The 23,261-nt window shown below is 72.0% G+C and carries 25 protein-coding genes and 1 pseudogene; 14 read left to right on the top strand and 12 right to left on the bottom strand.

What is annotated here, in order from left to right; all coding sequences use genetic code 11:
- Window positions 1–247: 247 nt before the first annotated feature.
- Window positions 248–1,702: a Cys-Gln thioester bond-forming surface protein gene (locus HG542_RS14550; RefSeq protein WP_171081411.1), complete on the top strand. Its 1,455-nt coding sequence runs from the start codon at window positions 248–250 to the stop codon at window positions 1,700–1,702.
- A gap of 866 nt (window positions 1,703–2,568) precedes the next feature.
- On the opposite strand, the gene HG542_RS35665 is transcribed toward HG542_RS14550, so the two are convergent.
- The 4 genes from HG542_RS35665 to HG542_RS14530 form a co-directional block, all read right to left on the bottom strand.
- A complete protein-coding gene (locus HG542_RS35665; RefSeq protein ID WP_171081374.1) occupies window positions 2,569–2,964 on the bottom strand; it encodes a hypothetical protein in 396 nt (131 codons plus the stop codon).
- Between the two features lie 84 nt (window positions 2,965–3,048).
- A complete protein-coding gene (locus HG542_RS14540; protein WP_171081409.1) occupies window positions 3,049–3,894 on the bottom strand; it encodes an alpha/beta fold hydrolase in 846 nt (281 codons plus the stop codon).
- Window positions 3,895–3,960: 66 nt separating this feature from the next.
- Window positions 3,961–4,410, bottom strand: a complete 450-nt coding sequence (locus HG542_RS14535) for a VOC family protein (protein WP_171081406.1) — start codon at window positions 4,408–4,410, stop codon at window positions 3,961–3,963.
- Window positions 4,411–4,479: 69 nt separating this feature from the next.
- A complete protein-coding gene (locus HG542_RS14530; protein WP_229922732.1) occupies window positions 4,480–5,589 on the bottom strand; it encodes a PP2C family protein-serine/threonine phosphatase in 1,110 nt (369 codons plus the stop codon).
- A 216-nt stretch (window positions 5,590–5,805) separates the two neighbouring features.
- On the opposite strand from HG542_RS14530, the gene HG542_RS14525 reads away from it, so the two are divergent.
- The 7 genes from HG542_RS14525 (at window position 5,806) to HG542_RS14495 (ending at window position 11,674) form a co-directional block, all read left to right on the top strand.
- Window positions 5,806–6,276 carry a VOC family protein gene (locus HG542_RS14525; RefSeq protein ID WP_171081404.1) on the top strand — a complete coding sequence of 157 codons (471 nt, stop codon included), beginning with the start codon at window positions 5,806–5,808 and terminating at the stop codon, window positions 6,274–6,276.
- 44 nt (window positions 6,277–6,320) lie between these two features.
- On the top strand, window positions 6,321–7,277 hold the full coding sequence (locus HG542_RS14520) for an NAD-dependent epimerase/dehydratase family protein (RefSeq protein WP_171081402.1): 957 nt from the start codon (window positions 6,321–6,323) through the stop codon (window positions 7,275–7,277).
- A 125-nt stretch (window positions 7,278–7,402) separates the two neighbouring features.
- Window positions 7,403–7,786, top strand: a complete 384-nt coding sequence (locus HG542_RS14515) for a rodlin (RefSeq protein WP_171081400.1) — start codon at window positions 7,403–7,405, stop codon at window positions 7,784–7,786.
- Window positions 7,787–7,980: 194 nt separating this feature from the next.
- Entirely contained in the window at window positions 7,981–8,235 is a 255-nt protein-coding gene (locus tag HG542_RS14510; RefSeq protein WP_171081372.1) for a hypothetical protein, read from the top strand.
- A 122-nt stretch (window positions 8,236–8,357) separates the two neighbouring features.
- Window positions 8,358–9,029, top strand: coding sequence for a GNAT family N-acetyltransferase (locus HG542_RS14505; protein WP_171081399.1), 672 nt, complete (start codon window positions 8,358–8,360; stop codon window positions 9,027–9,029).
- Between the two features lie 158 nt (window positions 9,030–9,187).
- Window positions 9,188–10,318 carry an amidase domain-containing protein gene (locus tag HG542_RS14500; protein WP_227722412.1) on the top strand — a complete coding sequence of 377 codons (1,131 nt, stop codon included), beginning with the start codon at window positions 9,188–9,190 and terminating at the stop codon, window positions 10,316–10,318.
- 156 nt (window positions 10,319–10,474) lie between these two features.
- A complete protein-coding gene (locus HG542_RS14495) occupies window positions 10,475–11,674 on the top strand; it encodes a cytochrome P450 (RefSeq protein ID WP_171081396.1) in 1,200 nt (399 codons plus the stop codon).
- A gap of 24 nt (window positions 11,675–11,698) precedes the next feature.
- Here the strand turns inward: HG542_RS14495 and HG542_RS14490 are convergent, their stop codons facing one another.
- On the bottom strand, window positions 11,699–12,208 hold the full coding sequence (locus tag HG542_RS14490; RefSeq protein ID WP_171081394.1) for an LURP-one-related/scramblase family protein: 510 nt from the start codon (window positions 12,206–12,208) through the stop codon (window positions 11,699–11,701).
- 98 nt (window positions 12,209–12,306) lie between these two features.
- Between HG542_RS14490 and HG542_RS14485 the strand changes: the two genes are divergently transcribed.
- The 5 genes and pseudogenes from HG542_RS14485 (at window position 12,307) to HG542_RS14465 (ending at window position 15,701) form a co-directional block, all read left to right on the top strand.
- On the top strand, window positions 12,307–13,134 hold the full coding sequence (locus HG542_RS14485) for an SDR family NAD(P)-dependent oxidoreductase (RefSeq protein WP_171081392.1): 828 nt from the start codon (window positions 12,307–12,309) through the stop codon (window positions 13,132–13,134).
- A 99-nt stretch (window positions 13,135–13,233) separates the two neighbouring features.
- A complete protein-coding gene (locus HG542_RS14480) occupies window positions 13,234–14,109 on the top strand; it encodes an SAM-dependent methyltransferase (protein ID WP_171081390.1) in 876 nt (291 codons plus the stop codon).
- 137 nt (window positions 14,110–14,246) lie between these two features.
- Window positions 14,247–15,096, top strand: a pseudogene (locus tag HG542_RS14475) (IS5 family transposase).
- Entirely contained in the window at window positions 15,093–15,350 is a 258-nt protein-coding gene (locus tag HG542_RS14470; RefSeq protein WP_229922731.1) for a hypothetical protein, read from the top strand. The pseudogene HG542_RS14475 and the gene HG542_RS14470 overlap by 4 nt, the downstream one beginning before the upstream one ends.
- A gap of 96 nt (window positions 15,351–15,446) precedes the next feature.
- Window positions 15,447–15,701: a hexameric tyrosine-coordinated heme protein gene (locus tag HG542_RS14465; protein ID WP_229922730.1), complete on the top strand. Its 255-nt coding sequence runs from the start codon at window positions 15,447–15,449 to the stop codon at window positions 15,699–15,701.
- A gap of 71 nt (window positions 15,702–15,772) precedes the next feature.
- Here HG542_RS14465 and HG542_RS14460 read toward each other — a convergent pair whose 3' ends face one another.
- The 7 genes from HG542_RS14460 to HG542_RS14430 form a co-directional block, all read right to left on the bottom strand.
- Entirely contained in the window at window positions 15,773–16,432 is a 660-nt protein-coding gene (locus HG542_RS14460; RefSeq protein ID WP_171081387.1) for a pentapeptide repeat-containing protein, read from the bottom strand.
- Between the two features lie 380 nt (window positions 16,433–16,812).
- Window positions 16,813–17,613, bottom strand: coding sequence for an alpha/beta hydrolase family protein (locus tag HG542_RS14455; RefSeq protein WP_171081385.1), 801 nt, complete (start codon window positions 17,611–17,613; stop codon window positions 16,813–16,815).
- An 877-nt stretch (window positions 17,614–18,490) separates the two neighbouring features.
- Window positions 18,491–18,853 (bottom strand): hypothetical protein, encoded by a 363-nt coding sequence (locus tag HG542_RS14450; protein WP_171081383.1) that lies wholly within the window; start codon window positions 18,851–18,853, stop codon window positions 18,491–18,493.
- Window positions 18,850–19,620, bottom strand: a complete 771-nt coding sequence (locus HG542_RS14445; protein ID WP_171081381.1) for a thioredoxin domain-containing protein — start codon at window positions 19,618–19,620, stop codon at window positions 18,850–18,852. The genes HG542_RS14450 and HG542_RS14445 overlap by 4 nt, the downstream gene beginning before the upstream one ends.
- On the bottom strand, window positions 19,617–19,838 hold the full coding sequence (locus HG542_RS14440) for a hypothetical protein (RefSeq protein WP_171081379.1): 222 nt from the start codon (window positions 19,836–19,838) through the stop codon (window positions 19,617–19,619). The genes HG542_RS14445 and HG542_RS14440 overlap by 4 nt, the downstream gene beginning before the upstream one ends.
- Window positions 19,835–21,394 carry a hypothetical protein gene (locus tag HG542_RS14435; RefSeq protein WP_171081378.1) on the bottom strand — a complete coding sequence of 520 codons (1,560 nt, stop codon included), beginning with the start codon at window positions 21,392–21,394 and terminating at the stop codon, window positions 19,835–19,837. Before HG542_RS14435 ends, HG542_RS14440 begins: the two co-directional genes overlap by 4 nt.
- Before the next feature lie 204 nt (window positions 21,395–21,598).
- Window positions 21,599–22,453 (bottom strand): trypsin-like serine peptidase, encoded by an 855-nt coding sequence (locus tag HG542_RS14430; RefSeq protein ID WP_171081376.1) that lies wholly within the window; start codon window positions 22,451–22,453, stop codon window positions 21,599–21,601.
- A 599-nt stretch (window positions 22,454–23,052) separates the two neighbouring features.
- On the opposite strand from HG542_RS14430, the gene HG542_RS34515 reads away from it, so the two are divergent.
- Window positions 23,053–23,261 (top strand): hypothetical protein (locus tag HG542_RS34515; protein WP_218039032.1); only part of this gene is annotated, 209 nt, incomplete at its 3' end.

Genomic DNA, 23,261 nt, shown 5'->3' with positions numbered 1-23,261 from the left:
CCCTGCCGGAGGGCCGAAAGATGACACCTCCGCATCGGAAGTTGACCGTCCGGCGGCCGGTCGGGCCGGGTGCCGACCCCCGCCTCCCGACGCGGGGGCATCAACCATCGACTGACATACAGTCAACTTTACGGATCCTTTAACTCCCGCCGGGCCGGGCTACTTTCGACCCGGTTCGGGGAACCTGATGTCGGATCGAGACCAACGCGAGGCGTGCCCCCACCCGCCTCGCCCGGAAGGACAACCCATGTTCCGTGCACACAGCCGGAAGGCTGGTGCGGGTTCCACCATGCGCCGGAGCCTCCTCGCGACGGTGCTCGCCGCGGCGGGAGTGCTCGCCGCCGCGGCGCCGGGTGCGGCGGACGGCAACGACGGCCCGTCCGGCGAAGGCGCCGGAGCCACCGCGACCCTCAAGGGCCTCGCGGCATCGGGCGCGGTGGAGCTCAAGCGCAACGGGCGGCCCGAGCTGGTGCAAGCCGGCCTGTTCAATCTGGATGTCGCGGGAACGGGCACGCTGCAGACGTACTGCATCGACGTCTTCAACCCCACCCAGCCCCAGGCCCGTTACCAGGAAACGCCCTGGAAGCAGAGCTCGCTTCACAACAACCGGGACGCCGGAAAGATCAACTGGATCCTGCAGAACTCCTACCCGCAGGTGAAGGACCTCGCGGCCCTCGGCAAGGCGGCGGGCACCGGGCCGCTCACCAAGGAGCAGGCCGCCGCCGGCACCCAGGCCGCGATCTGGCGGTTCTCGGACCACATCGAGACCCGCGCCAAGGACCCGGCGGCCGACAAGCTCGCCGCATACCTGGAGAAGGCGGCCGAGCCCCTGCAGGAGCCCCGCGCCTCCCTCGCGTTCGACAAGCCGGCCGTCTCGGGCAAGAGCGGCGAGAAACTGGGGCCGCTCACCGTCACCACTTCCGCCGCCGGCGTCCGCGTGGCGCTGAACTCCCAGGAGAAGGGCGTCAAGCTGGTCGACGGCGACGGCAAGCCGGTCACCACCGCCGCCAACGGCACGCGCCTGTACGTCGACGTGCCCAAGGGGACCGCCGCCGGGACCGCCGGGCTCCGCGCCGAAGCCACCGCCACGGTCCCCGTGGGACGGGTATTCACCGGTGTCGGTCGGAACAAGTCCAGCCAGACCATGATCCTCGCGGGTTCCACCAGCAGCACCGTCACCGCCGCGGCGTCCGCGAGCTGGTCGGCCGACGCCAAGGCCGCCGTCCCCTCCGTCGAAGCGCGGCAGAACTGCGAAAAGGGCGCCGTGGACATCACGGCCACCAACAAGGGCGGCACGGAGTACACCTTCTCGGTCGCGGGCAAGCAGCACACCGTCAAGGCGGGCGGCTCCGTGACCGTTCCGGTCCCGGTCGCCGACAAGCAGACGTACGACATCAAAGTGACGCTGCCGGGCGGCGAGGAGCGACGCTTCCAGGGCATCCTGGACTGCCGCACCGTCGCCCAGGGCACCACGGGCGGCACCGGCGGCAAGCCCTCCGCCCCGGCCGCACCCGCCACTTCGGGCCCCAGCGCTTCACCCGCCGCGGGCGGCGGTTCGGACAAGGCCCCCGGCGGCGACCTCGCGACCACCGGAGCCAGTGCGACGACCGTCGCGGCAGGCATCGGAGCCGCGGTGCTGCTGGCCGCCGGTGCGGGTGCGGTCGTCCTGAGCAACCGGCGCAAGGCCCGCGCGGGCAAGTGACGCGGGGTGCCGTGCCCGGCTGCAGCCCGTCGGCCCTGGCAGCCCTTGCCAGGGCCGTCCGCTGTTCCCCGCCGGCTCGTACGCCCTCGCCCGGCCTCACAGCGTGTCACCTTTGGAAGACGTCGCTCGTCACCCTTCGCCGACAGGCTCCGCGCTTCCCCCCGCCTACAGTCGAGCGCCGGGGGAGGAACCGCCCTGTCCCCGAACCCGAATGAGGCCCCCGGTTGCTGCTGGACGACCTCGACGACGACCTCGACTCCGTACGCCGGTTCGCCGGACTGCTCGATCCCGACCTGCCGTTCAAGCTGGCCCTGGCCGCCATCCTGGACGACCGCTTCCCCCGCGGCACCGACTTCCTCGCCCTCTACCGGTGCGTCCAACAGGCCGCCTGGTCACCGACGGAGACGGCCACCGGCCCCGGGCGCCCCGGAGCCCATGAACTCCGGGCACACCTCCAGGGCCCGCTGGCCCCGCACCTCTCCCTCCCGGACAGCGCACTCGCTCCCGTCCGGCAATTGCACGAACTCCGCTGCCGGGCCTGGGAGTTCCTGCGCGCCGAGCCGACTGCCGATGCAGCCACCCTGACGGCGAACTGGCCGGCGCACGTACGCGCACCGGAATCCGTCCGCTGCTCGGCCCAGCCCCTGCCGGCCGCCCCCGGCGAGCCGCGACTCGTCCTCGACGGTCTCACCATCGGCCACGGAACAGGCGACCGGGTGCACGCCGAGGTGTGCGCGTCGCCGGATTCCCTTACGCACGCGGCCGGTTACGTCATCGACCACCCCACGGACTGCACGCGCCGGGCCCCCGCCGCCCGCCGGATCCCGCTCACCGAGCTGACCGTGGCACTCGACCGGCAACGGGACCTACCGGTACTGCGCTCCGGCAGGCTGGACGCCGAGGTGACCCCGCTCCACCTGGGCTCCCTCCCCGTGGCCCTGCTGCCGTCGGTGCTGCGCTTCCTGGTCCGCGGCTTCGGCGTCCACGGCTCTCTCGGGCGGCCCTTGTGGGCCCACGCGCTCACCGGGGCCGAGGCCCGCCCGCGGGGCGTCCACCACCTGCCGCGCGCCACCCTGGGACGGATCACCCTCGGCCGGGCCGCCTGGTTCTTCCCCGCCCGTGCGCTTCCGGCTCCGCGCATCGGGGAGGGTGAGCCCGCCCGCGTGCACCGGCTCGCGGACGCCCTGCGCGAACTCGGCCTGCCGCACCGCTTCTTCGCCCGCACCGTGCCGGGCCGCGCCTGGCGGAACGGGCTGCACCACCTCGGTACGTCGGGCGCACCCCTGTACGTGGACGTGACGTCCCCGCACCTGCCGGCGCTCTTCGCGCGCCTGCAGCGCGGCACTTCAGCCGACGACGTCGTCCTCCTCCACGAGGCGCTGCCCGTCCCGGGCGGGAAGGCCGCCTGTGTTCAGCTGTCCGCAGGTGCCGGCGAGCGCCTCCGCGGTGGCGCGGACGAATGCCTCCGGATTGTCGAGCATGATGTTGTGCCCGCAGTCCGGGACCGGCACCACCCTCACCCCGGCGGCGGTCAGTGCGTCGGCGCCGCGGAACGGCCCGTCGGCCTCGGGGAACAGGAAGGTGCGGGGTATCGGCAGGTCCAGCAGCAGTTCGCGCATCGTGGGAACGGTGCCCCTGACCAGGTGGGCCGCACTGCGGTACAGCGCCTCGCGGCCGGCCAGCCGCATGGTGGACCACCAGTGCGGGCCGACCCGGTCGCGGACCTCGCGCCAGCCCCGGTCCACGAACTCCCGCTCGGAGTACGCCGCGATGCCGCTGCTGCCGCCGGCGCCCGGCGTGCGGGGCAGCGGGTCGAGGTTGGCGTCGACGAGCACCAGCCGTGAGACCAGCTGCGGGTGCCGCGCGGCCAGGACGACGGCCACCGAGCCGCCCATGCTGTGCGCGATCAGCTCGGCGTCGGCCACCCCGGCGGCGCGCAGCGCCTGGGCGAGGGCGTCGGCGTGCGACTCCAGGGTGTAGTCGAAGTCCGTGGGCCGGTCGCTGATGCCGTGCCCGAGCAGGTCGACCAGCAGGGAGCGGCGGCCGGCCAGGAGCGGATGGACGGCGACCTCGGTGAAGTAGGCGGGCGACGTGGAGCCGAGCCCGTGGACGTAGACGCGGGACGGTTCGTCGCCGGGCAGTTCGACCCAGCGGATCCGGTCGCCGTCCGGCGTCACGGTGGCGTGGTGCATGTGGTGGTTCCCCCTGTGATGATGATCAAGCTCGGACGCCGGTGAGGCTACTGCACTGCTGCACGGCTACTGCACGCAGAATTCGTTGCCCTCCGGATCCGCCATGGTGACGTGACTGCCGCCCGGTTCGTCGACGACGTGCAGCACTCGCGCCCCGAGCCGTTCCAGCCGCTTCACCTCGTCCGCCCGCTTCTCCGGACCCACGTGCAGGTCCATGTGGAGGCGGTTCTTGCCCTGTTTGGGCTCGGGGACGGTCTGGAACAGGATGCGGCGGCCGAGGCCGATGCCGGTCGAGGCGTCGACCGGATCCCCGGGGTGGCGCACCGCGGCGGCGTGGATCCAGGCCTTGCGGCCGTCGATCACGGTGAGCAGCTCGTCGCCGATCGCGCCCATGCCGAGCAGCCGCTCGATGAGCACGCTGTTGTCCTCCGTCTCGTAGCCGAGGGCCTCGGCCCAGAAGGCGGTCAGCCGCAGGGGGTCGGCGCAGTCGACGACGAGTTTCCAGTGCACGGCCATCGGGTCCTCCGGGTGTTCGAGGGGACCGTCCGGTGTGCGATCCCGCCATGGAGGGATCATCGCGCATGGCTATGACAATGCGTCCGGGGCGATGACCAGGATGGCCACGTCGTCCTGGAACACGCGCGTGTGCCGCGGCAGATCGGTGTCGAGGAAGTCGACGACCTCGACGGGCCCGGGTGCCGGCCGCCCGGCGAAGCGGGCGGTGAGCCGGTCCAGCAGCGGGTAGAAGGCCCCGTCCGCATCACGGGCCTCGATCAGCCCGTCGGTGCACAGCAGCAGGACGTCGCCGTAGCCGACGGGGTGGGTGTAGGCGACGGGACGTTCGGACGAGAGCGCCGCCAGTCCCAGCGGGAGCGAGGGCGGCCCGGTCAGGACGCGGATCTCGCCGCCGGAGATCAGAACCGGCTCGATGTGCCCGCAGTTGACGATCGTCACGCGGCGCGCGAGATGGTCGTACTCGATCAGGGCTGCGGTGACGAACAGTTCGTCGTCCGGGATCTCGGCGGCCTCGCGGGCGATGCACCGCTGCATGCTGGTGGCGACCGTGAGCAGGCCGCCGGGTTCGTGGGCGGCCTGCCGGAAGCAGCCGAGCAGGTCGGCGACGGTCCGCACGGCCTGCAGGCCCTTGCCGCGCACGTCGCCGATGACGGCGCGTTCCCCGGACTCGGTGGCACGGATGTCGAAGAGGTCGCCGCCGACCAGGGCCTCCGCGGGACGGTAGAGGCCGGCCGCCAGCACCCGGCCCACCCGCGGCGGCACGGGCCGCAGCAGCGTGCGCATCAGCGCCTCCGCGACCGAGTGGGAGTGGACCAGCCTGGCCTGCTGATGCCGCCGGTGGGCGGCCAGGGCGGTGCCGAGGACGCCGACCAGGGCGGTCGAGACGTACGCACCCACGTAGTGCCGCTCGAACGCATAGTGCGCAGGGCGGCCCGCGCAGCACAGCGTCCCGGCCAGAATGCCCTCCAGCAGGGCGGCGAAGACGGTGACGACCGCGACGCCGACGGGCCCGTAGGAGTAGGCCGTCACCACGGGCAGCGCGATGAGCAGGAAGCTCACCGGCCATTCCACCGGAGTGAGCGGTTCGAGCAGCAGCACGAACGCGACGTAGGCGGCGGGCATCCAGCGCATCCAGCCCGGTGTGGAGGCCTCTTCGAGGATGGAGTCGCTGAGTCTCACCGCGCGATGCTCCCCGGCCGGTCCGGTGCCGCCCCGGTGTTGCCGGTTCACCTAATGCCCCCTGCGGAGTCGCGGCTCAGGGCCCACAGCGTGCCGTGACCGGGCGGGCCGCACCGGCCATTACGCCGTCAGCGGCATGTCACAGACCGTCCGGCACGGTGGTCGCCGGGCCGGTTATCCCCTGTACTGGGTCATGACGGAGCAGGAGGAGACGCCATGCAGAAGATCACCACATTCCTGTGGTTCGACGATCAGGCCGAGGAGGCGGTGGAGCACTACATGTCCTGCTTCGCCGACTCCCGCATCGTGGACGTGCGGCGCTACGGCGAAGCGGGGCCGGGCCCGGCGGGCTCGGTCATGACGATCCTCTTCGAGCTCGCCGGACAGCGCTTCATCGCCCTGAACGGCGGCCCCCGGTTCACGTTCAACGAGGCCGTCTCGCTGTCGGTCGACTGCGCCACGCAGGAGGAGGTCGACGAGCTCTGGGCAAAGCTCTCCGACGGCGGTGAAGAGGGGCCGTGCGGCTGGCTGAAGGACAAGTTCGGCCTGTCGTGGCAGATCGTTCCGCGCAGGCTCATGGAACTGATCGGCGACCCCGACCCGGCCAGGGCGAACCGGGCCATGAAGGCCATGCTCGGGATGAAGAAGATCGACATCCGGGAGCTCGAGGACGCCGCCGGGGAGTGAGCCGGGCGCGTGCGGCCGGGAGTGCGCCGGTAAGGTCAATCGCCATGAAAATACTCGTACTTGGCGGCACCTCCTTCGTGGGACGCGCCATCGTGGAGGACGCCCTGCGCAGCGGGGCCGAGGTGAGCCTGTTCCACCGCGGCATGACCGGGGCCGATCTGTTCCCCGGTCTGACCCGGTTCCTCGGCGACCGGGAGACCGGCGACTACGACGCGCTGCACGAAGGCAGTTGGGACGCCGTCGTGGACGTCAGCGGCTTCCGCCCGCGGGACGTCGACCAGGCGATGGATGCGCTGGGCGACCGGGTCGGCCGGTACCTGTTCATCTCCAGCCACGCGGTGTACGAGAGCGAAGGGATCGCCCCCGGCTCGACCGAGGACACCCCGCGGCGCGCTCCCCTGCAGGACGCCGAGGTGCTCGACGACGAGACCTACGGCCGGCTCAAGGTGGCCTGCGAGGACGCCGTCCTGGCCCGCCACGGTGCGCGGGCGACGATCGTGCGGCCGGGAAAGGTGGCCGGCCCGTACGACCCGACGGACACGTTCACGTACTGGGTGCGCCGGGCCGCGCGCGGGGGACGTGTGGCGTTGCCCGCCGACCCGGAGCAGCCGGTGCAGGTCGTCGACTCGCGTGATGTGGCCCGCCTGGTGGTGCAGTTGCTCGCCGCCGACCGGCCGGGCGCCTTCCACGCGGTGGGCCCGGCCGAGCCCGTCACGCTCGGCGGGCTGATCGAGACGTGCGCGCGGGTGGCGGGGACCGAGGTGGAGATCGTGCGGGTGCCGGCCGACGGGGTGCCGCCCATGTTCCCTCTCGTGCGCCCGCACTGGCCGTCGCAGCAGCGCAGTCCGGCACGCGCCAGGGCGGCGGGTATGCCGGCAACTCCGCTGGAGGTGACGGCGGCCGACGTGCTGGCCTGGGACCGGGGACGCGGCGAGCCGCCCTTGCAGCGCGGGTTCTCGCCGGAGGAGGAACGGGCGCTGCTCGCGCGGTTGTCGGCCTGAGTGCTCCGGGGAACGCCACGGCAGGCGAGGCCGAGGCGCCTGCGGCGAACGAGTGAGTGTTCGGAACTTCCCCGCCCGGGATCGGTTACCCAGATGACCTCCCCTCGCAGGCGAAAGGCAGCAACGTGCTCAGGAAGGTACTCGCGACGGCCGCACTGACGGCTTCGGCGGCCGGGGCAATGGCCGTACCCGCTGTGGCAACGGGCAGCGCCACCTCGGGACATGACGCGAAGAGCGAATACGGCAGCACGAAGACCGGGGGCGAGGAAAGCCCCACGATGACCGTCCTGCAGGGCACGCTCGACGAGCCGTGCATCGCCCTCGGCCGCCTCGATGTCAACCCGGTCGCGCTGATCCTCAACATCGGGGTCCAGGACGTTCCCGTCCTCACCTCGCAGCAGCAGTCGCAGTGCACCCAGAACTCCACCATCCAGGACGGCGACGACGCGCTGTCGCATCTGCTGGACGGGATCCCGGTGGTGTCGGGCAACGGTTCCGGCAACGGCTGAGTCCTGCCGGCACCGGACGGAACCGGCCTCCGCGAGCCGCGGGGGCCGGGCTTCCGGTCGGCGGGGCCGGTGGGCGGAACGCCCCGTCGGCGTACGGAGGGCGCGTCCGGAGTACGGAGACTCGGCCGCCCGGTGTGCCTCAACGGCGCATGCGAATACGGCACATGGGGCATCGCACGGCTGGACGTCGCCTGATGATCCTCGACGCACCCTGGACCGGTCTGGACGCCGAGGCGGAGCACGAGGTCCACACCGCGCTGCGGCAGCACCTGGCCGCGGCCGCCCGTGCGCGCGGCGGACGGCCCGGCGGTCGTGCGGGGACGGGTCTGGCTGATCAAGCGGGTGGCCGCGGTGCCCGGCGACCGGATCCGCTTCCGCGGCACCTGGGATACTTCCCGGCCGACCGTGTGCTGGGCCGGGTGCTGCGGTGGAGGTCACGGGCCTCCTGAGCCCCGTTGCCCTACGTTCACCGGACCGTGGCCCGCCGTTCGCAACCCCGCCTTTCCTTCACCGCCGTCATGACCCCATACTGAGCCGCCCACGTCACTTTCGTTGAAAGATCCACGACAGAGTGCCCATACCTGTTTTCCTCCACGGCCGCTCCGTGCGGCTGGAGCCGCTCGGCGAGCAGCACATCGAGGCCCTGGCTGCTGCAGCCGGCGAGGACCGCAGCAGCTACCTCTTCACGCCCGTGCCCAACGGCGTCGAAGCGATGGAACGTTACGTCCACGACGCCCTGGAGGCCCGGGCGGCCGGCCGCGCGCTGCCCTTCGCCACGGTGCGGACAGCGGACGGCGCGGTCGTGGGCTCGACGCGGCTCTGCGAGCTGGACTACTGGCAGGGCCCCGTGGTCTGGCCGCCGGCCCCGCGCGGGCCGCTGGGCGACCCGCTCACCGCGGTGCCCGACGCGGCGGAGATCGGCGGCACGTGGCTCGCCGCCGGCGCCCAGGGCACGGGGATCAACACCGAGACCAAACTGCTCCTGCTGCGCCACGCCTTCGAGACCTGGGGCGTCCGCCGCGTCTCGCTGCGCGCCGACGCCCGTAACCTGCGCTCGCGCGCGGCGATCGAGCGCCTGGGCGCGGTTCTCGACGGCGTCCACCGGGCCCACACCCGCGGCCTGGACGGCATGGTCCGGGGCACGGCCTTCTACTCCGTCCTCGACGAGGAGTGGCCTGCCGTGCGGGAGGGGCTGGAGCAGCGCGTGGGGCGGCAGTTGTGCCCCCTTGCCCCGGCCGCGTAACAGGAGAACGTCCGGTATCCACCGGTGTGTACCGGTCGTCTCCGGGGCGGAACTGACGGGGTGTTTCACGCGGTAACAAGCGCGTATTTGTGTGAGGGAAGTGTGTGCGAAGATTCCGTCTCCTGGCCCGCTCGGGCCGGGAGGCAAGGAGTCACTACGTGAAGAGAAAGACGAAGATCGCCGTCGGCGTGGCAGCGGCCGCGGGTGTGTCGGCAGTGCTGCTGCCCAGCACCTTCGCGAACGCGGGCGAGGCCCGCAACACCGTGGACAAGGCAACGGCCGCGTCCTTCGGCCGCATCGCGGACGACGTGATCACCCAGCGCTCGGCAGCGCTCGTCGACGGCAACCGTCAGGGCAGCCGAATAGAGACGCACGAGAAGAAGGTCCGCCTCTCCAGCCGCTGGGAGCGCAACGAGGAAGACGGTCTGACCTCGCTGCGGACCCGCAAGAAGCGCCTCAACTCCCTCGGCGAGGCGTACACCGGCGCCGAGACCCGGGTCACCACGGACAGCACCACGGTCAAGGGCGGCCGTGCCACGGTCTACGTCACCGAGGTCACGGTCTACCACTACAAGCAGGTCCGCGGCGACGAACCGCGCACGACCGGCTTCACGGCCCACCACGAGCTCAACTTCCACCGCGTGTCGGGCGGCAAGTGGGAGCTCGCGGACATGAAGCCGCTGGACGACGGCCCCCGGGCCATCAACCAGCCCCAGAAGACGCCGGCCCCGACGCCGGACAAGGGCGGCCCCCTCAAGGCGACGCCCGCGTCCATCACATGGCCCGCGCGTCCGATGCCCAAGTCCCAGAAGCCGGGCGGCTACGACTACAAGGCCATGGCCGCCTATGCGGAGAAGTACTGGCGGAACTACAACCCCCAGTACCGCGACTACAACGACGAGGGCGGCGACTGCACCAACTTCATCAGCCAGGCCCTCAAGGCCGGCGGATGGAAGGACGCGCCCGGCGCGGCCTCGGACTCCACGAAGTGGTGGTCCAACTCCAAGGGCGACTCCACGTCCTGGGTGGGTGTCAACGAGTGGTCGTCGTTCGCGATGTCCTCGAAGCGGGCCACCAGCCTCGCGAACGTCTACCAGATGGATGTCGGCGACATCCTGCAGATGGACTTCGAGGGTGACGGGTCGAAGGACCACTCCATGATCGTCACTTACCGGAGCCGGCTCGGCATCCCGTACCTGACGTACCACTCCACCAACACCTTCCGGAAGTCGGTGGCGAGCATCATTGCCGCCAACCCGGATTCGGTGTACTTCGCGTACCGCACCTGATGAACGGCACCGGCCGTGTGGCCTTTCCCTCCGGGGCGGGGCGCACGGCCGGTGTGTCTCCGGACGCCCCCAAGGGGCGCGGGGAACTGCGCGACAGGCCACGACGAGCCCGCAGTTGACGTACTGCGCTTCCCGCGGAGCGCTTAGCATCCGCACATGGCTTTCGATCCCTGGTCTCCTGCCTTCGTCGCCGACCCCTACCCCGGCTTCGCCGAACTCCGCGCCGCCGGGCGGGTCCACTGGTTCGCCCCGAGCGGGCAGTGGCTGGTGCCGCATCACGCCGACGTCCGGGCCCTGCTGGGCGACCGGCGGCTGGGGCGGACCTATCTGCACCGGTTCACGCACGAGGAGTTCGGGCGCACCCCGCCGCCCGCCGGGCACGAGCCCTTCCACGTCCTCAACGACAACGGTCTGCTCGACCTCGAAGCCCCCGACCACACCCGGATCCGCCGCCTCGTGACACAGGCGTTCACCCCGCGCACGGTCACCGCCCTGGCGCCCGTGGTCGAACGGCTGGTGCGCGAGCTGGTGGACGGACTCCTCGCCGAGGGCGGCGGCGACCTGATCGCGGACGTGGCCGAACCGCTGCCCGTGGCCGTCATCGCCGAGATGCTCGGCGTCCCCGCCGCCGACCGCGGGCTGCTGCGGCCCTGGTCTGCCGACATCTGCGGAATGTACGAGCTCAACCCGGACGAGGCGACGGCGCAGCGCGCCGTACGCGCCTCCGTCGAGTTCTCCGCCTACCTGCGCGAGTTGATCGCCGACCGCCGGGTCCGCCCCGCCGACGACCTGATCAGTGCGCTGGTGGCCGCCTGCGACGAGGGCGAGCGGCTGAGCGAGCAGGAGGTCGTCTCCACCTGCGCCCTGCTCCTCAACGCCGGCCACGAGGCCACCGTCAACACCACCGGGAACGGCTGGTGGGCACTGTTCCGTCACCCGGACCAGCTCGCCGCCCTGCGCCGGGATCCCGCGCTCGTCCCGCAGGCGGTCGAGGAACTGATGCGCTACGACACCCCGTTGCAGCTCTTCGAGCGCTGGGTGCTCGACGACATCGAGATCGGCGGCACCGTCGTCGAGCGCGGGAGCGAGGTGGCCCTCCTGCTCGGCTCCGCCAATCACGACCCCGCCGTCTTCCCCGACCCCGACCGGCTGGACGTGACCCGCACCGGCAGCGCCCACCTCAGTTTCGGCGCCGGGATCCACTACTGCCTGGGGGCGCCGCTCGCCCGGCTCGAACTCGCCGCGGTGTTCGGTGCGTTGCTGCGGCGGGTGCCGGGGCTGCGGCTGGTGGCGGAGCCGCAGTGGAAGCCGGGGTTCGTCATACGGGGGCTGCGGGAACTGCGGGTGGAGTGCTGAGAGCTCCGTGCACGGTCCGCCGGGTCAGAGGTTGGTGACCTTTTCGCCCTTCATGTCCTGAAGGGTGTGGTCCACGCACACCGCCAGAATGATCAGCAGGGTCGGGTCCTCCTGGCTCAGCACGTCGACCGCGTAGGCGTCGCGGACGGTGAACCAGCGCCGGGAGATATGGGCCAGGGTGATGCCCTGGTCCCGGTCCTGGATGTCGAACTCCTTGTCCCAGAAGTTGCCGGCGATCCGCAGCCGGCGCCCGTCGCGCAAGGTCACCTTGAAGCGGTCCCCGAAGAACGTGAACGCCCGCTTGCTGATCCGGGCCTCCACCACGTCGTTCCGCTCGATGAGGATCGTGTGGTGGAGGGTGAAGAACTTCTTGACGATGCTGGCCACCTGGTTGCCCTGGGTGTCCACGAAGACGAACGTGCCGCGCAGCCGGAAGAACTTCCTGTTGACCTTGAAGATCTTCTCCCGGTGCTCGGTCTCGACCCACGCCTCCTCGTGGAAGGCGAGCATGCGGTCGCGTACCAGATAGCGCATTGTCCGAAACCCCCGTTCACCACGCCCTGTCCGGGCTGCGGCACTGTACCTCTCCGAGCGTAGTCGGTCGGGACAAGGGCTCCGTATGATCGAACACCATGATGGACGGACGAGTTGTCATCGTGACCGGCGGGGGAACCGGCATCGGTGCCGCGACGGCGCGGCTGCTGCGCGCCGCCGGGCACCGGGTGGTCGTCTCCGGCCGCAGACCCGAACCCCTGCAGCGCATCGCCGAGGAGACCGGCGCCCTGGCCCACCCGTCGGACGCCGCCGACCCGGACGCGGCCGGTGCCCTGGTCGAGGCGGCCGTCTCGGCCTACGGGCGGCTCGACGGGCTGGTGCTCAACGCGGGCATCGGACGGAGCGGGGCCGTCGGCGACCTCTCGGTGGCGGACTGGGAAGCCGTCATGAGCATCAACCTCACCGGCCCGTTCCACCTCATGCGTGCTGCCCTGCCACACCTGTTGCAGGTGCAGGGCTCCGTCGTGGCCGTCGCCTCCGTCGCGGCTCTGCGCAACGGGGTCGCCAACGCGGCCTATGCCACGTCCAAGGCGGCCCTGTTGCAGCTGTGCAGTTCGCTCGCGGTCGACTACGGGCCGCAGGGCCTGCGCGCCAACACCGTCTGCCCCAGCTGGATCCGCACCGAGATGGCCGACCGGCGCATGGCCCGCTTCGCCGACGAGGAACAGCTGGGGGAGGGGGCGGACGGCCTGGAGGCCGCGTACGAGGAGGCGGCCCGGCTGATCCCGGCCCGTCGCGCGGGCCGGCCGGAGGAGGTCGCGGAGGCGATCGGCTGGCTGCTGTCGCCCGCGGCCTCGTTCGTCAACGGCGCGGTGCTCACGGTCGACGGCGGTGTGACGTCCGTCGACCCGGGGACCGCGGGGTTCGCCTTCCGCATGGAGCCGCGGGGGAGCGGGCATAGGTGACGGGGCCCATAAGTTGCCTGGAGCTACGACCTGGTGCTGATCGCCTGCACACGCTTAGCATGACCACCTGTTCAACGAGGTGGATCGCAGGAGGCGTTCGTGAGCACGGACCAGCAGTGGGACATCGTCTCGGGCATCGGCATCACCGCACTGGCGGTGGCGGCCGCCAGGGCCGTCGAGACGAGCCGGCCGGACCCCCTGATACAGGACCCGTACGCGGCCCGCTTCGTCGAGGAGGCCCGGCCGCCCGTGCCATTGCCCACGACGGCGGCCGAGGCCGAGGCCACCGGTGTACAGCACTACTGGTCGGACACCTCCACGTACATCGCCGTACGGACCGGGGCCTTCGACGACTTCTTCCAGGACGCCGCCGCGGCGGGCATCACCCAGGCCGTGGTGCTCGCCTCGGGGCTCGACGCCCGGGCCTTCCGGCTGCAGTGGCCGACCGGAACCGTCGTCCACGAGATCGACCAGCCGCTGGTCCTGGACTTCAAACTGCGCGTCCTGCGCGAGCAGGGAGCGGCCGCCTCCTGCGAACACCGGCCGGTCGGCGTCGACTTGCGCGACGACTGGGCCACGGCACTGGAAGCGGCGGGCTTCGACCGTGCACGGCCCACCGCCTGGCTCGCGGAAGGACTCCTGCCCTACCTTCCCCCGGAGGCCGAGGAAGGACTCTTCCAGGAGATCCACCGGCTCTCCGCCCCCGGCAGCCGCTTCGCGGTGGAGACCTTCGGCAACACCTGGGCGGCGGCACGGGGCAAGGAGGCCGTGCAGGGCAGCGTCCGCACCCTGGGCGTCGACATCACCGAACTGATCCACACCGACGAGCGCACCAAGCCGGCGGACCGCCTGGCGGACCTGGGCTGGCAGACGCGCAGCGTGCCGGCCGAGGAGACGGCCGCGGCCCACGGGCGGCCGCTGAGCGAGGAGTTCGCGAAGCGCGAAGCGGTGCACGTCTTCGCCCGGCTGCCGTAGCAGCCCAGGGCTCAGCCTGAACTTCCGTCCGCAGCCCGGGCACATGGGCCGCCGCGCCTCGCGCGCGGCGGCCTCCTGCACGGCGGCGCAACTGAAGCGCTGGAAGGCGAGGCCGGCCGGGATCACGAAGGACAGCCGTGCCCGCGCTGCCGCCTTGTCTGCTCAAACCCCTGGGACCAGTTCGCCGCACTCCTGCCCACACGGCTGGAATTCGCCGCGGGGCCCCCGCTCGGCTGCCACCGCCGCAGAATCCCCGACCGGATCGTGTTCGAACACCTGGTGCTCGCGCTGGTCCACGGCTCGGGTTACGAGCGCCTGTCCAGTCCCGGATGCTCCGACCGAACCATCCGCCGACGGCTCAAAGAGCGGGCCACGCAAGGCATTTCCGAGGTCGTCCACGCCATCGCGCTCCAGGTGTACGATCGCATGATCGGCCTGGAGCTGTCCGGGATATCCGTCGACGGCTGCATCACCAAGGCCCCGTGCGGCGGCGAGTGCGCAGGCCGCTCCCCGGTCGACCGCGGGAAGCAGGGCCTGAAGCGCTCGCTCGCCTCCGACGGGAGCGGCGTCCCGATCGGCCTGGTCGCCGCAGGGGCCAACCGCCATGACTCGCCTCTCCTCGGCCCGACCCTCGAAGCGGCCATCGGACAGATGGGACCCTTGCCCGAGGATGTGAACGTCAACCTCGACCGGGGCTACGACAACAACAAGTCCCGCACTCTGCTCCGGGAGTTGGGCTTCACTGGTGAGATCGCCCGCAAGGGTGTACCTGCCCCGATCCAGGCCGGTAAGCGGTGGACCGTGGAACGGACGCACCCGTGGATGAATGGCTACGGCAAGCTCCGGCGTTGCACCGAGAGGAACGGCGCGGTCGTCGAGTTCTACCTCCACCTCGCCGCGACTCTCGTCACGCTCCGCATGCTCATCCGACGCTCGACGAGCCGCTACCGCTGGGACGGCCGCCCCGCCACCCGGCGCCTCAAGTGATCCATCTGCCGATCGGTCTCAATCGAGTGCGAGCCGAGGCCGGCTCCTGGCGCCGGACGGTGGACGCCGCCGGTTCCCGCTTCACCCGTCTCACCGCGGCGGAGGCCGCCGAGGGCAAGCCCACCGCCGCCATCCACGGCACGGCGAGCGAGATGGCCCTGCTCATGTACATGCGCATCCCGGCCGGCTCGCTGCGGATGGAGGGCGACGCCGACCTGCTCCAGCAGCTCCTGTTCGTGATTTCGAGGCGGTGAAGGGTAGGCGCAAACAGGTGACAAGGGCCGGTCGCCGGGAAGCGGTGGAGGTGTTGCGACGGAGAAGAGCCCGGCCGTCCAGCAACACTGTTCGGTATGAACCGAGTACCCGACGACGGCATGGTCCTTGTTCCCGGTGGTTCTCTGATGACCAGGACCCCGGAGGAAGGCCGATCCCTCGCGCTCACGCTGGCCCGGCACACTATCCACAACATCCAGCCTGACCTGGACATCCTCAAGGGAGGTCGCCCCAACTACTCCTCCACCCCGGACAGTCTTATCGACGCCGCGCGGGTCGTCGCGATCGAGTTCCAGACCATTGCCGCCGCCAACGGCTACTGGCGCGACTGACCTCCGTGCCCAGGCCTGCCGCAGTCGAAATCGCACGGACAGCAACGACAGGGCGGTTCTTGGGGCTGGTGTCAGTGGTCTTTCACGGTGAGGCCGATGTGCTGTGCCAGGACTGGGGCCAGGTCGAACAGCTGGGCGGTGCTGATCGTCGCGCCGCTCAGGGCTCCGATCCCGGAGACGATACCCAGGGCGGTGGCCTCGCGCAGGTCGACCCTGGCGAGCGTGGCCCTGTCGATCCGTGTCCGGTCCAGGGTTGAGCCGGGGAAGCTGACGTCGGCTAGTTGCGCTCCGCTGAAATCCACGTCGCGCAGGAGGCAGTCGACGAAGACGACGTCCTTGAGCGAGGTCGCGCGGAAGTTGACCGAGTCGAATTTGCACTGGCGGAAGACGGTGCGGCGCATCTCGCTGCCGTGGATCTCGGTGCCGGCGAAGACGCCGGCGGTGCACTCGCTGTCCAGCCAGGTGGTCTCGGCGACGTTGGTGCCGACCATGCGGACGGTGTGCAGCCACACCTCGTCGAACCGTGAGCGCCGCAGGCGGCCGCGGTCGAAGGTGGCCGAGGAGAAAGCCGACTGGCTGAAGAGTGAGCTTCCTGCTTCCGCGTCCTGGAAAACGGAGCTGTCGAAGTGCAGCCATTCGTAGGCGCCCGCGTGTTCGAGCTCGCCGGTGAAGGGCTGAAGGTGGTGCGCGTACGGCAGTGCGGCCAGGTCACGGGGGCGAGGGACTCGCATGGGTTCCTTCCGGGGACGGCTGGGTGGGCGGCCCTGGTCGTGGCCCCGAGGGGCCCATGACCAGGGGAAGGGCCCATGTTGACGCCGCACCCCTGGTTTTGCCCAATCAGCGCGAGGTCTGGAAGACGCTCCGAAAGCCGATCGAGCCTCACTTTAGAGCCCGTATAAATCGCAACATCTCGGGCATTTGATCATGTTGCTACTGTGATGTTCTTCCGGTCCATGGGAGGCGGGAGCCCCGCCCCGGTACCTTCCCGGGCGCCAAGGTGCCCACTGGGCCGGGGAATTGGGGTGCGTGCGGTTCCGGCCTGCAGCCGGCCAGTGCCCGAGGAGGTGGTTCTCTGAAATTGATTCTGCGGCTCGTTCCTTGATCGCCGTATCTATGGATCCCGCACACAGGCCGTTCTGGACAAACGGGGGGCACCGGCGTGGCGGGTCCCGTTGGCGGTGAGCGCCTGGAAGAGGAGCAGCGCCTGGGCGAGCGGTGTGGCCGGGTTGCAGTCGGCCTCGCCGTGGATGACGAGGACCGGGCGCCAGATGCCAGGAGCGCCGGCCACGGCGTCGAAGTCCCGGTAGAGGCCGGGGGCTTCCCACAGGCTGCGGTTCTCGTCCTGGAAGCCGAGGGCGGTGAAGTGCCGGGAGTAGGCGCTGCTCTGCGCGATGCCGCTGGTGAACAGGTCGCAGTCGGCGAGGGCGACGAGGGCGAGCGCGGCGCCGAAGCCGGCCCCGCCGACGGCCGGCGGGACGGGGCCGGTGTACCGGTCGGCCCCGCTGCGCAGGACGCCGTCGCGGGTCTGCCGCACGATCCGGGGCCGGATCCGCTCATCCGGTGTGCGCCGCCACCAGCCGAGGTCCAGGCGCAGGTCGAGCACCGCGTGCCCGTCCAGGGCCAGCCAGGCGGGGTCGGGCCCGAGCGGGGCGTACCGGCCGCCCGCCTGGGACAGCCGGCCCGGCATTCCTGCTGCCGGGCCGCGCGGGAGGTGCAGGTACGCCTCGGTGCCGCTGCGTCCTGTCCGCAGCCGGACGGGCCCGGGGGCGGCCGCGGCCGGGGGCTCGGGAACCGTGACTCCGGCGAACGCCACGTCGTGCCACCGGCGTACGGTGACCGGGCGCCTGCCGACGGGCAGGGCGTGGCGGGACAGCGGGACGGCTGCCGCCGTGCCGGGGGCCGCGCTCCACACCACCGCCTCGTTGCCGGCGTGCAGGGTGGCGAAGCGCAGACAGCCGGCCGGCGGTGCGCGGCCCGACGGCCAGAACCCGCACGGGAGTTGCCGGATGGCCGTCCACCCCGGCCACTTGCACGGCGTCGCCGTCCACGACGACGACGCCGTCCCGCGCGGTCGCTGTGCAGGTACCGCCCGCGGTGCCGGCGGAGGACGCGCTGCACATCGCCGTGCCAGGAGACGATGTCGAAGCCGTCCGGGCGCCCGGTGACCAGGACGAGTCCGCCGAGCCACTGGAAGTCCAGCAGCGGGGCGCCGTCCAGGTCGATCACCTGCTCCCCGGCGCCGTCCGGCCCGACGGCCGCGACCAGACCGGGCGCGTGCGCGGCGACGGCCCCCGGGGCGGTGGCCCGGACGTCGCGGTAGCCGCGGGGCGCCAGGCCGGCGGGCCGGAGTGTGCCGGAGAGGGGGTCGGTGAACCGGTAGTGCAGCCGCAGGTGTTCGGCGGTGGTCTCGGGCAGGGCCATCCGGATGCGCTGTCCCGGCTCGGCCTCGAAGAAGGTGCTGGGCGTCGCGCAGCCGCACCCGCCGCGTCCGCACGTCGGCGATCCAGCAGCGGGGCTCGCCGCCGACGAGCGCGGCGCCCGCGAACCGCTCTGCTGCGCAGGCAGGTTGCCCGATCACGCCGTGGAGCTCGGCGGGCGTCCAGTGCCGCCCGTCCGGCGAGACGGCCTCCAACTGCCCGGTGCACAGCCCCGCAGGAGTACTGCCGGCGCCGGGCACGGCAGGGGGTGATGGTGCCGGTGCATCGCCCAGCCGTACCCTTCACCGGCCGAGCCGGTGACCGTCCCGGCCGGGCACTGCAGCAGGGCGTGGACCGTCCGCTCGAAGCCGGTCATGGACATTCGGGGAACCTGGCGAGCTCGATCAGATAGGTGTCGGGCGGCCGGTCGATGTCGACCGGCACCCCGTCCACCGCGACCCAGGTGAAGACCGGGTACTCGCCGTCGTTCGCCGGAAGGGGCTCGGCGCCCAGCACCAGTTGAGCCGGGTATCCGCACTGCCGCAGGGCGGCGACGACGGCTGCGGTCTCGTCCATGGACGTACCGAAACCGGACAGCAGCCGGCGCATGATCAGCACCGCGGTCACCGGCGGCCGGCCCGTGGCCGTGCACGCCCCGGACCGTTCCGCCTGCTCGATGAGCTCCGGCAGCGTGTGCCGGCGCAGCCGCAGCGAGGTCCGCAGTTCCGCGATCACCGTGCGCTCCCCGTCATCGCGCGGCCGGCCGCGGAGCGCCGCAGCATGTCGCGGATCGGCGACAGCCCGTGGACGGGCTCGGTCACCGGGACGCCGTCCCCGTCGTAGCCGACCACCGCCGGAAACGCCCGGCCGGCCTGTTCGGCGTCCTCGTCGGTGACTGCCTGCCGGAACTCCAGCGGCTTGTCCGTCAGCGCCGCGTACCTGCTGCGCCGGGCCTCCAGCGCGGCGCAGTACGGGCACGACTCCGCGGTGAAGACCACGAAGTGGTGCACGTCGTGCACCGGTTGGCGCGCGCGGGCTGCGGCACGCCGCCACAGCACCACGGCCACGGCGCTCGCCGCCGTCACGGACGAGGCGGCCACGACCGTGGCCGCGCGGACGGACAGGCCGCCGGGCACCCCGGTGAACGCGAGAGCGGCGATGCATGCACAGCCCACCACGTGCAGCGCGGAGAACCGGGTGGGCAGCCAGCCGCCGAAGCAGGCGCAGCGGCGCCCGTGCAGGACCGTCGCCGCCGCCGCGTATGCGCAGAAGCACGCGGCGAGCGGCAGCAGTCGCACCGCCACCGGCAGCGGGGCCAGCAGCACGGCCACGACCAGGGCCTCGCCGGCCGACACCGGCCCGGGCCCGAGGACCCGGCCGAAGCGGCCGGTCACCGGCCACACGATCCTCGCCGACTCGCGGTCGGCGAGCTTGGCCGCCAGGCTGAGCCACAGCAGACCGCACCCGGCCGCGATCGCGGCCGCACCGGACAGGACGTTCATGACCCCTCCTCGAAGGACATCCAGCCGTCCGCCAGGCCGCGGCGGATCTCCTCGGTGAGCGTGGGCGGCAGCAACCGGTCCACGGCGCCGCGCTGTTGGAGCAGGCCCGCCAGCCGGGCGCTGACCTGCTGGACGCCGGGCCGTGTGCGGTCCACGACGATGGCGTCACCGAACGGCATCTCGATCAGGCGCACTCCCTCGTTCAGCACCAGGATCATTGCGGCACCGCCGTGTGCATGGCCTCGCCGTAGCGCTCCGCCGTGACGTACAGGCGGTGCAGGGCTGGCGCGTCGAACAGGACCTTGCGGCTGTCGGCCAGCACGGCCTTGAGGCGGTCGGCGTCGATCCACGGGCTCGACTCGACCCGGGCCAGCAGCCGGGCGCGCTGCTCCGCCGTCGCCAGCCGGCGCGTGACGAACGCCGCCGCGAACAGCTTGTCGCGCTCGGCCGGCGTGGTGTCGGAGGGCCGCCATCCCGCGGGCACCAACTCCCGCAGCAGCGGCACCGGATCGACGTGGCCGCCGCGCAGGTCCCGGCGCAGCCGGCCGTCGAGGGCGAGGTGCGCGATGGCCCCGACCACCACCGGATGCGCGCTCACCAGCACCGGCTCGGGCCCGTCCGGCCTCCGGGAGGACAACGGCCTGGACTCCAGCGCGTCGATGACGGCGCCGAGCGTGGTGCCCGCCCCTTCGGCGGGCACCAGGTGGCTGCCGGCGTCGGCGGAGCTCACCGGGGCCCGCGCCGCACGTGCGGCCTGCGACATCCAGCCCGCCGGCTCCAGGCGGTCGCGCCCGGCGCCCGCGGGCGCAGGCGGTTCCGCCGTCGGGGCCGCCGCGGGCAGCCAGACGCGCCGGCCGCGGTGCCCGCGCAGCACGGGCACCGGCTGCGCACCGGCCAGCCGCACCCAGCCGGTGCGCAGCCGTCCCGTACCGGTGGGCGGCCCGGTCAGTGCGCGGACCAGCGCCCTGCCGCTCAACAGCCGGACCCGGCCCGGCAACAGCTCCGGACCGGGCGGCCAGGGGTCGGCCTCGTGCGCGTAGCCGGGCCCGGTGCGGCTGCAGGCCCGCAGCCAGGACCGCGTCCCGTCGATCACCGTGGTGCCCGGGGCGAGCCGCGTCCGCCTGCGCTCCAGCACCGGCACGTCCACATGGACATGCACCCTGCGCACCGGGCCGCCGCAGGCCGCCGCGATCGCCGCCGCTCCCAGCCCGCCGCCGTCACCGAGCAGGACGGCCGTGCCGGCCTGCGCGGCCGTCCCGGCGTAAGCGAGCGCACAGCGCAGCGTCGCGACCGGACCGCTCCGCCCGGCCAGCCGCCGCGCGCGGTCGGCGAGTTCGGCGAGATCGAGCTCCGCGAGATCCAGCCGCTCGCGCCCGCCGGCGACCGTCAGGGTTGTTCCGCAGGCCAGTTGGAAGACATTCTCGTAAGGGGTGAGAGGCGCGGGCAGCACCGCGCCGTGCAGTGCCGCCGCGACCGCCGCCGGCCAGGGTTCCGCCGTTTCACCCGCCAATTCCCCGAGATCGGTGGAGAATCGGACTGAATTGTTGAAGACGGAATAGAAGAGCGGGATCTGGGACAGTGCACCGCGCCCCAGTTCCCCGGTGCGCGGGCACACCCACGTCTCGGCGACACGACCCCCGTCCGCGAACACCCCGACCGCGACCGGCTGTTCGCCGTGTCTCCCGGCCGCCGCCCGATGGCGGTTCCCGCAGGAGCACAAGAAGTCCACGGCCACCCGGCCGTCCTCCACGACCCCCGCGAATCCGTTGCGCACACCTCCCGCGCCGCATGCGGCCGAAAAAGCCATCGGGAACCCCCCATCCGAATGGCGGCGGAATATGTCCCTTTGCCGCGATGGTGGTCCTGCCGCGGGAACGCGTCAAGGTGCTGGAATGCCAAAAAATCCTTCCGATAATTGAATCGTCCTATTGGCCGTCCGGCCGTATCGCCCGTGAATTCCCCGGGATTTCCGTCCGGGTCACTTCTCGCGGGCGACGGCCTGCCCGTAGAGCTTTCGGACCGAGGCGTCGAAGTAGGGACTGTAGGAGACGTCGTCGGTGCTGCCGCCGTGCTGATAGCCGCCGATCACACCGATGACGGAGCCGCTCTGGGTGACCGGGTCGAAGCCGGTGAGCCACGGACTGCCGCTCGTCCCGCCGCTGTAGCCCGTGCAGACGATGCGCATCTGGTGCGCGCTCTGTTGCGTGCTGCGGTTGCTGCAGGTGATGGGCTCGTCGCCGTTCGCCGGATAACCCGTGATCCGCACCATGTTGGCGAACCCCTTGTCGGTGCCGAGCCGGTTGGCACCCAGCACCTCGGCGATGCGCTTGCCGTTCAGCGGCTTGAGCACGATGAACGCGACATCGTGATCGGGGTCCCCGGCAGTGGCCCAGCGCGGGTCGACGACGATGGACGACGGCTGCCAGATCCCGTCGGGCGTACGGCCGTTGCGGTAGGCCGGGGCGAAGACGATGTCCCTGTTGTAGCCGCCCCGGCCCCCGCCGTGCACACAGTGCGCCGCGGTGATCAGCAGGGACTTGCCGGGGCTGGCCACCACGCTCGCCGTGCAGAAGTGGTCCCCCGAGGTGTCGTGCGCGAACAGCGCACCGACCCGGGAGCTGGCCGGCGTGGACCGTGCCGTACGGGACGTGCCCGGATGGTGGACGAGTGCCTTCGCATGCACCAGCCGGGAGCTCGACCAGGAGTTCGGCGCGGACGAACCGTCCGTCCTCCCTCCCTCTCCGCTGTGTGCCTGGACGCATCCGGCGAGGGGGAGCAGGACGAGGAGGAAGGCGGCGGCGAGCGGGGCCACCGGGCCGGTCGTCGAAGGCATCTGCGTCGTGCGCTCTCTCGGTCCGGGGGGGCGGGTCTGCAGGGGGCGGCGCGGAATCAGGACGGACGGTACACAGAATCGGCGGCGGCGTCCGGGATTTGGCCGTCTCCGGCGCGGTCCGGCGGGTCGGAGAACACGGATGGGCCCCATGCGGTGTGCTCAGGGAATTTTCCGCCCATCGGACGAATTCGAGGGTGAACTCCAATGCGGACGTGGACGGTTGAGCATGCTTTTCCGGGTGACGGGATGGCTGAGGACCGGATGTGCGGTGACGTTGACGGCAGTGGCCGTGCTGGCACCTGCGGGTGCCGCCGCCGCGGACGACGGGAGCGCGAACGCCACGATCGCGGGGGCGCCGGTGCTGTCGGTGGCCGCCAGGAATCTGCTCACGAAAGATCTGCCGGTCTCGGTGCCGGACCATCCGCCGTCGCACGCCCATGTGCGGGCGCTGGGGGGCGGGGTGACCGCGGATGCGGTCGACACCGGCCGGGGGCGGATCTGCGTGGATGCGCATGTGGTCGTGGTCGATGTGCACGCGGAGCTGACGCGGCCGGGGATGGCGTGCCCGAGGCCGGGCCCTCCGGGGGCGGTGCCTCCGGGTGGGGCACCTCCGGGCGGGGGGCCTGCTGCTCCGGCTCCGCCTGCGCCCGCGCCTCCGGGCGGTGCGCCTCCTGCTCCGGTTCCTCCGGGCGGTGCGCCTGCTGCTCCGGCTCCGCCGGGTGGGGTGCCGCCCGCTCCCGCGCCGCCTGCCCCTGCGCCTCCGGGCGGTGCGCCGCCCGCTCCCGCGCCGCCTCCTGCCGCCCCGCCC

It is taken from the genome of Streptomyces morookaense, assembly GCF_013030945.1.
Classification (GTDB): domain Bacteria; phylum Actinomycetota; class Actinomycetes; order Streptomycetales; family Streptomycetaceae; genus Streptomyces; species Streptomyces morookaensis.
The sequence above is the reverse complement of the archived record's forward strand: the minus strand, read 5'-3'. Positions and strand labels throughout refer to the sequence as shown.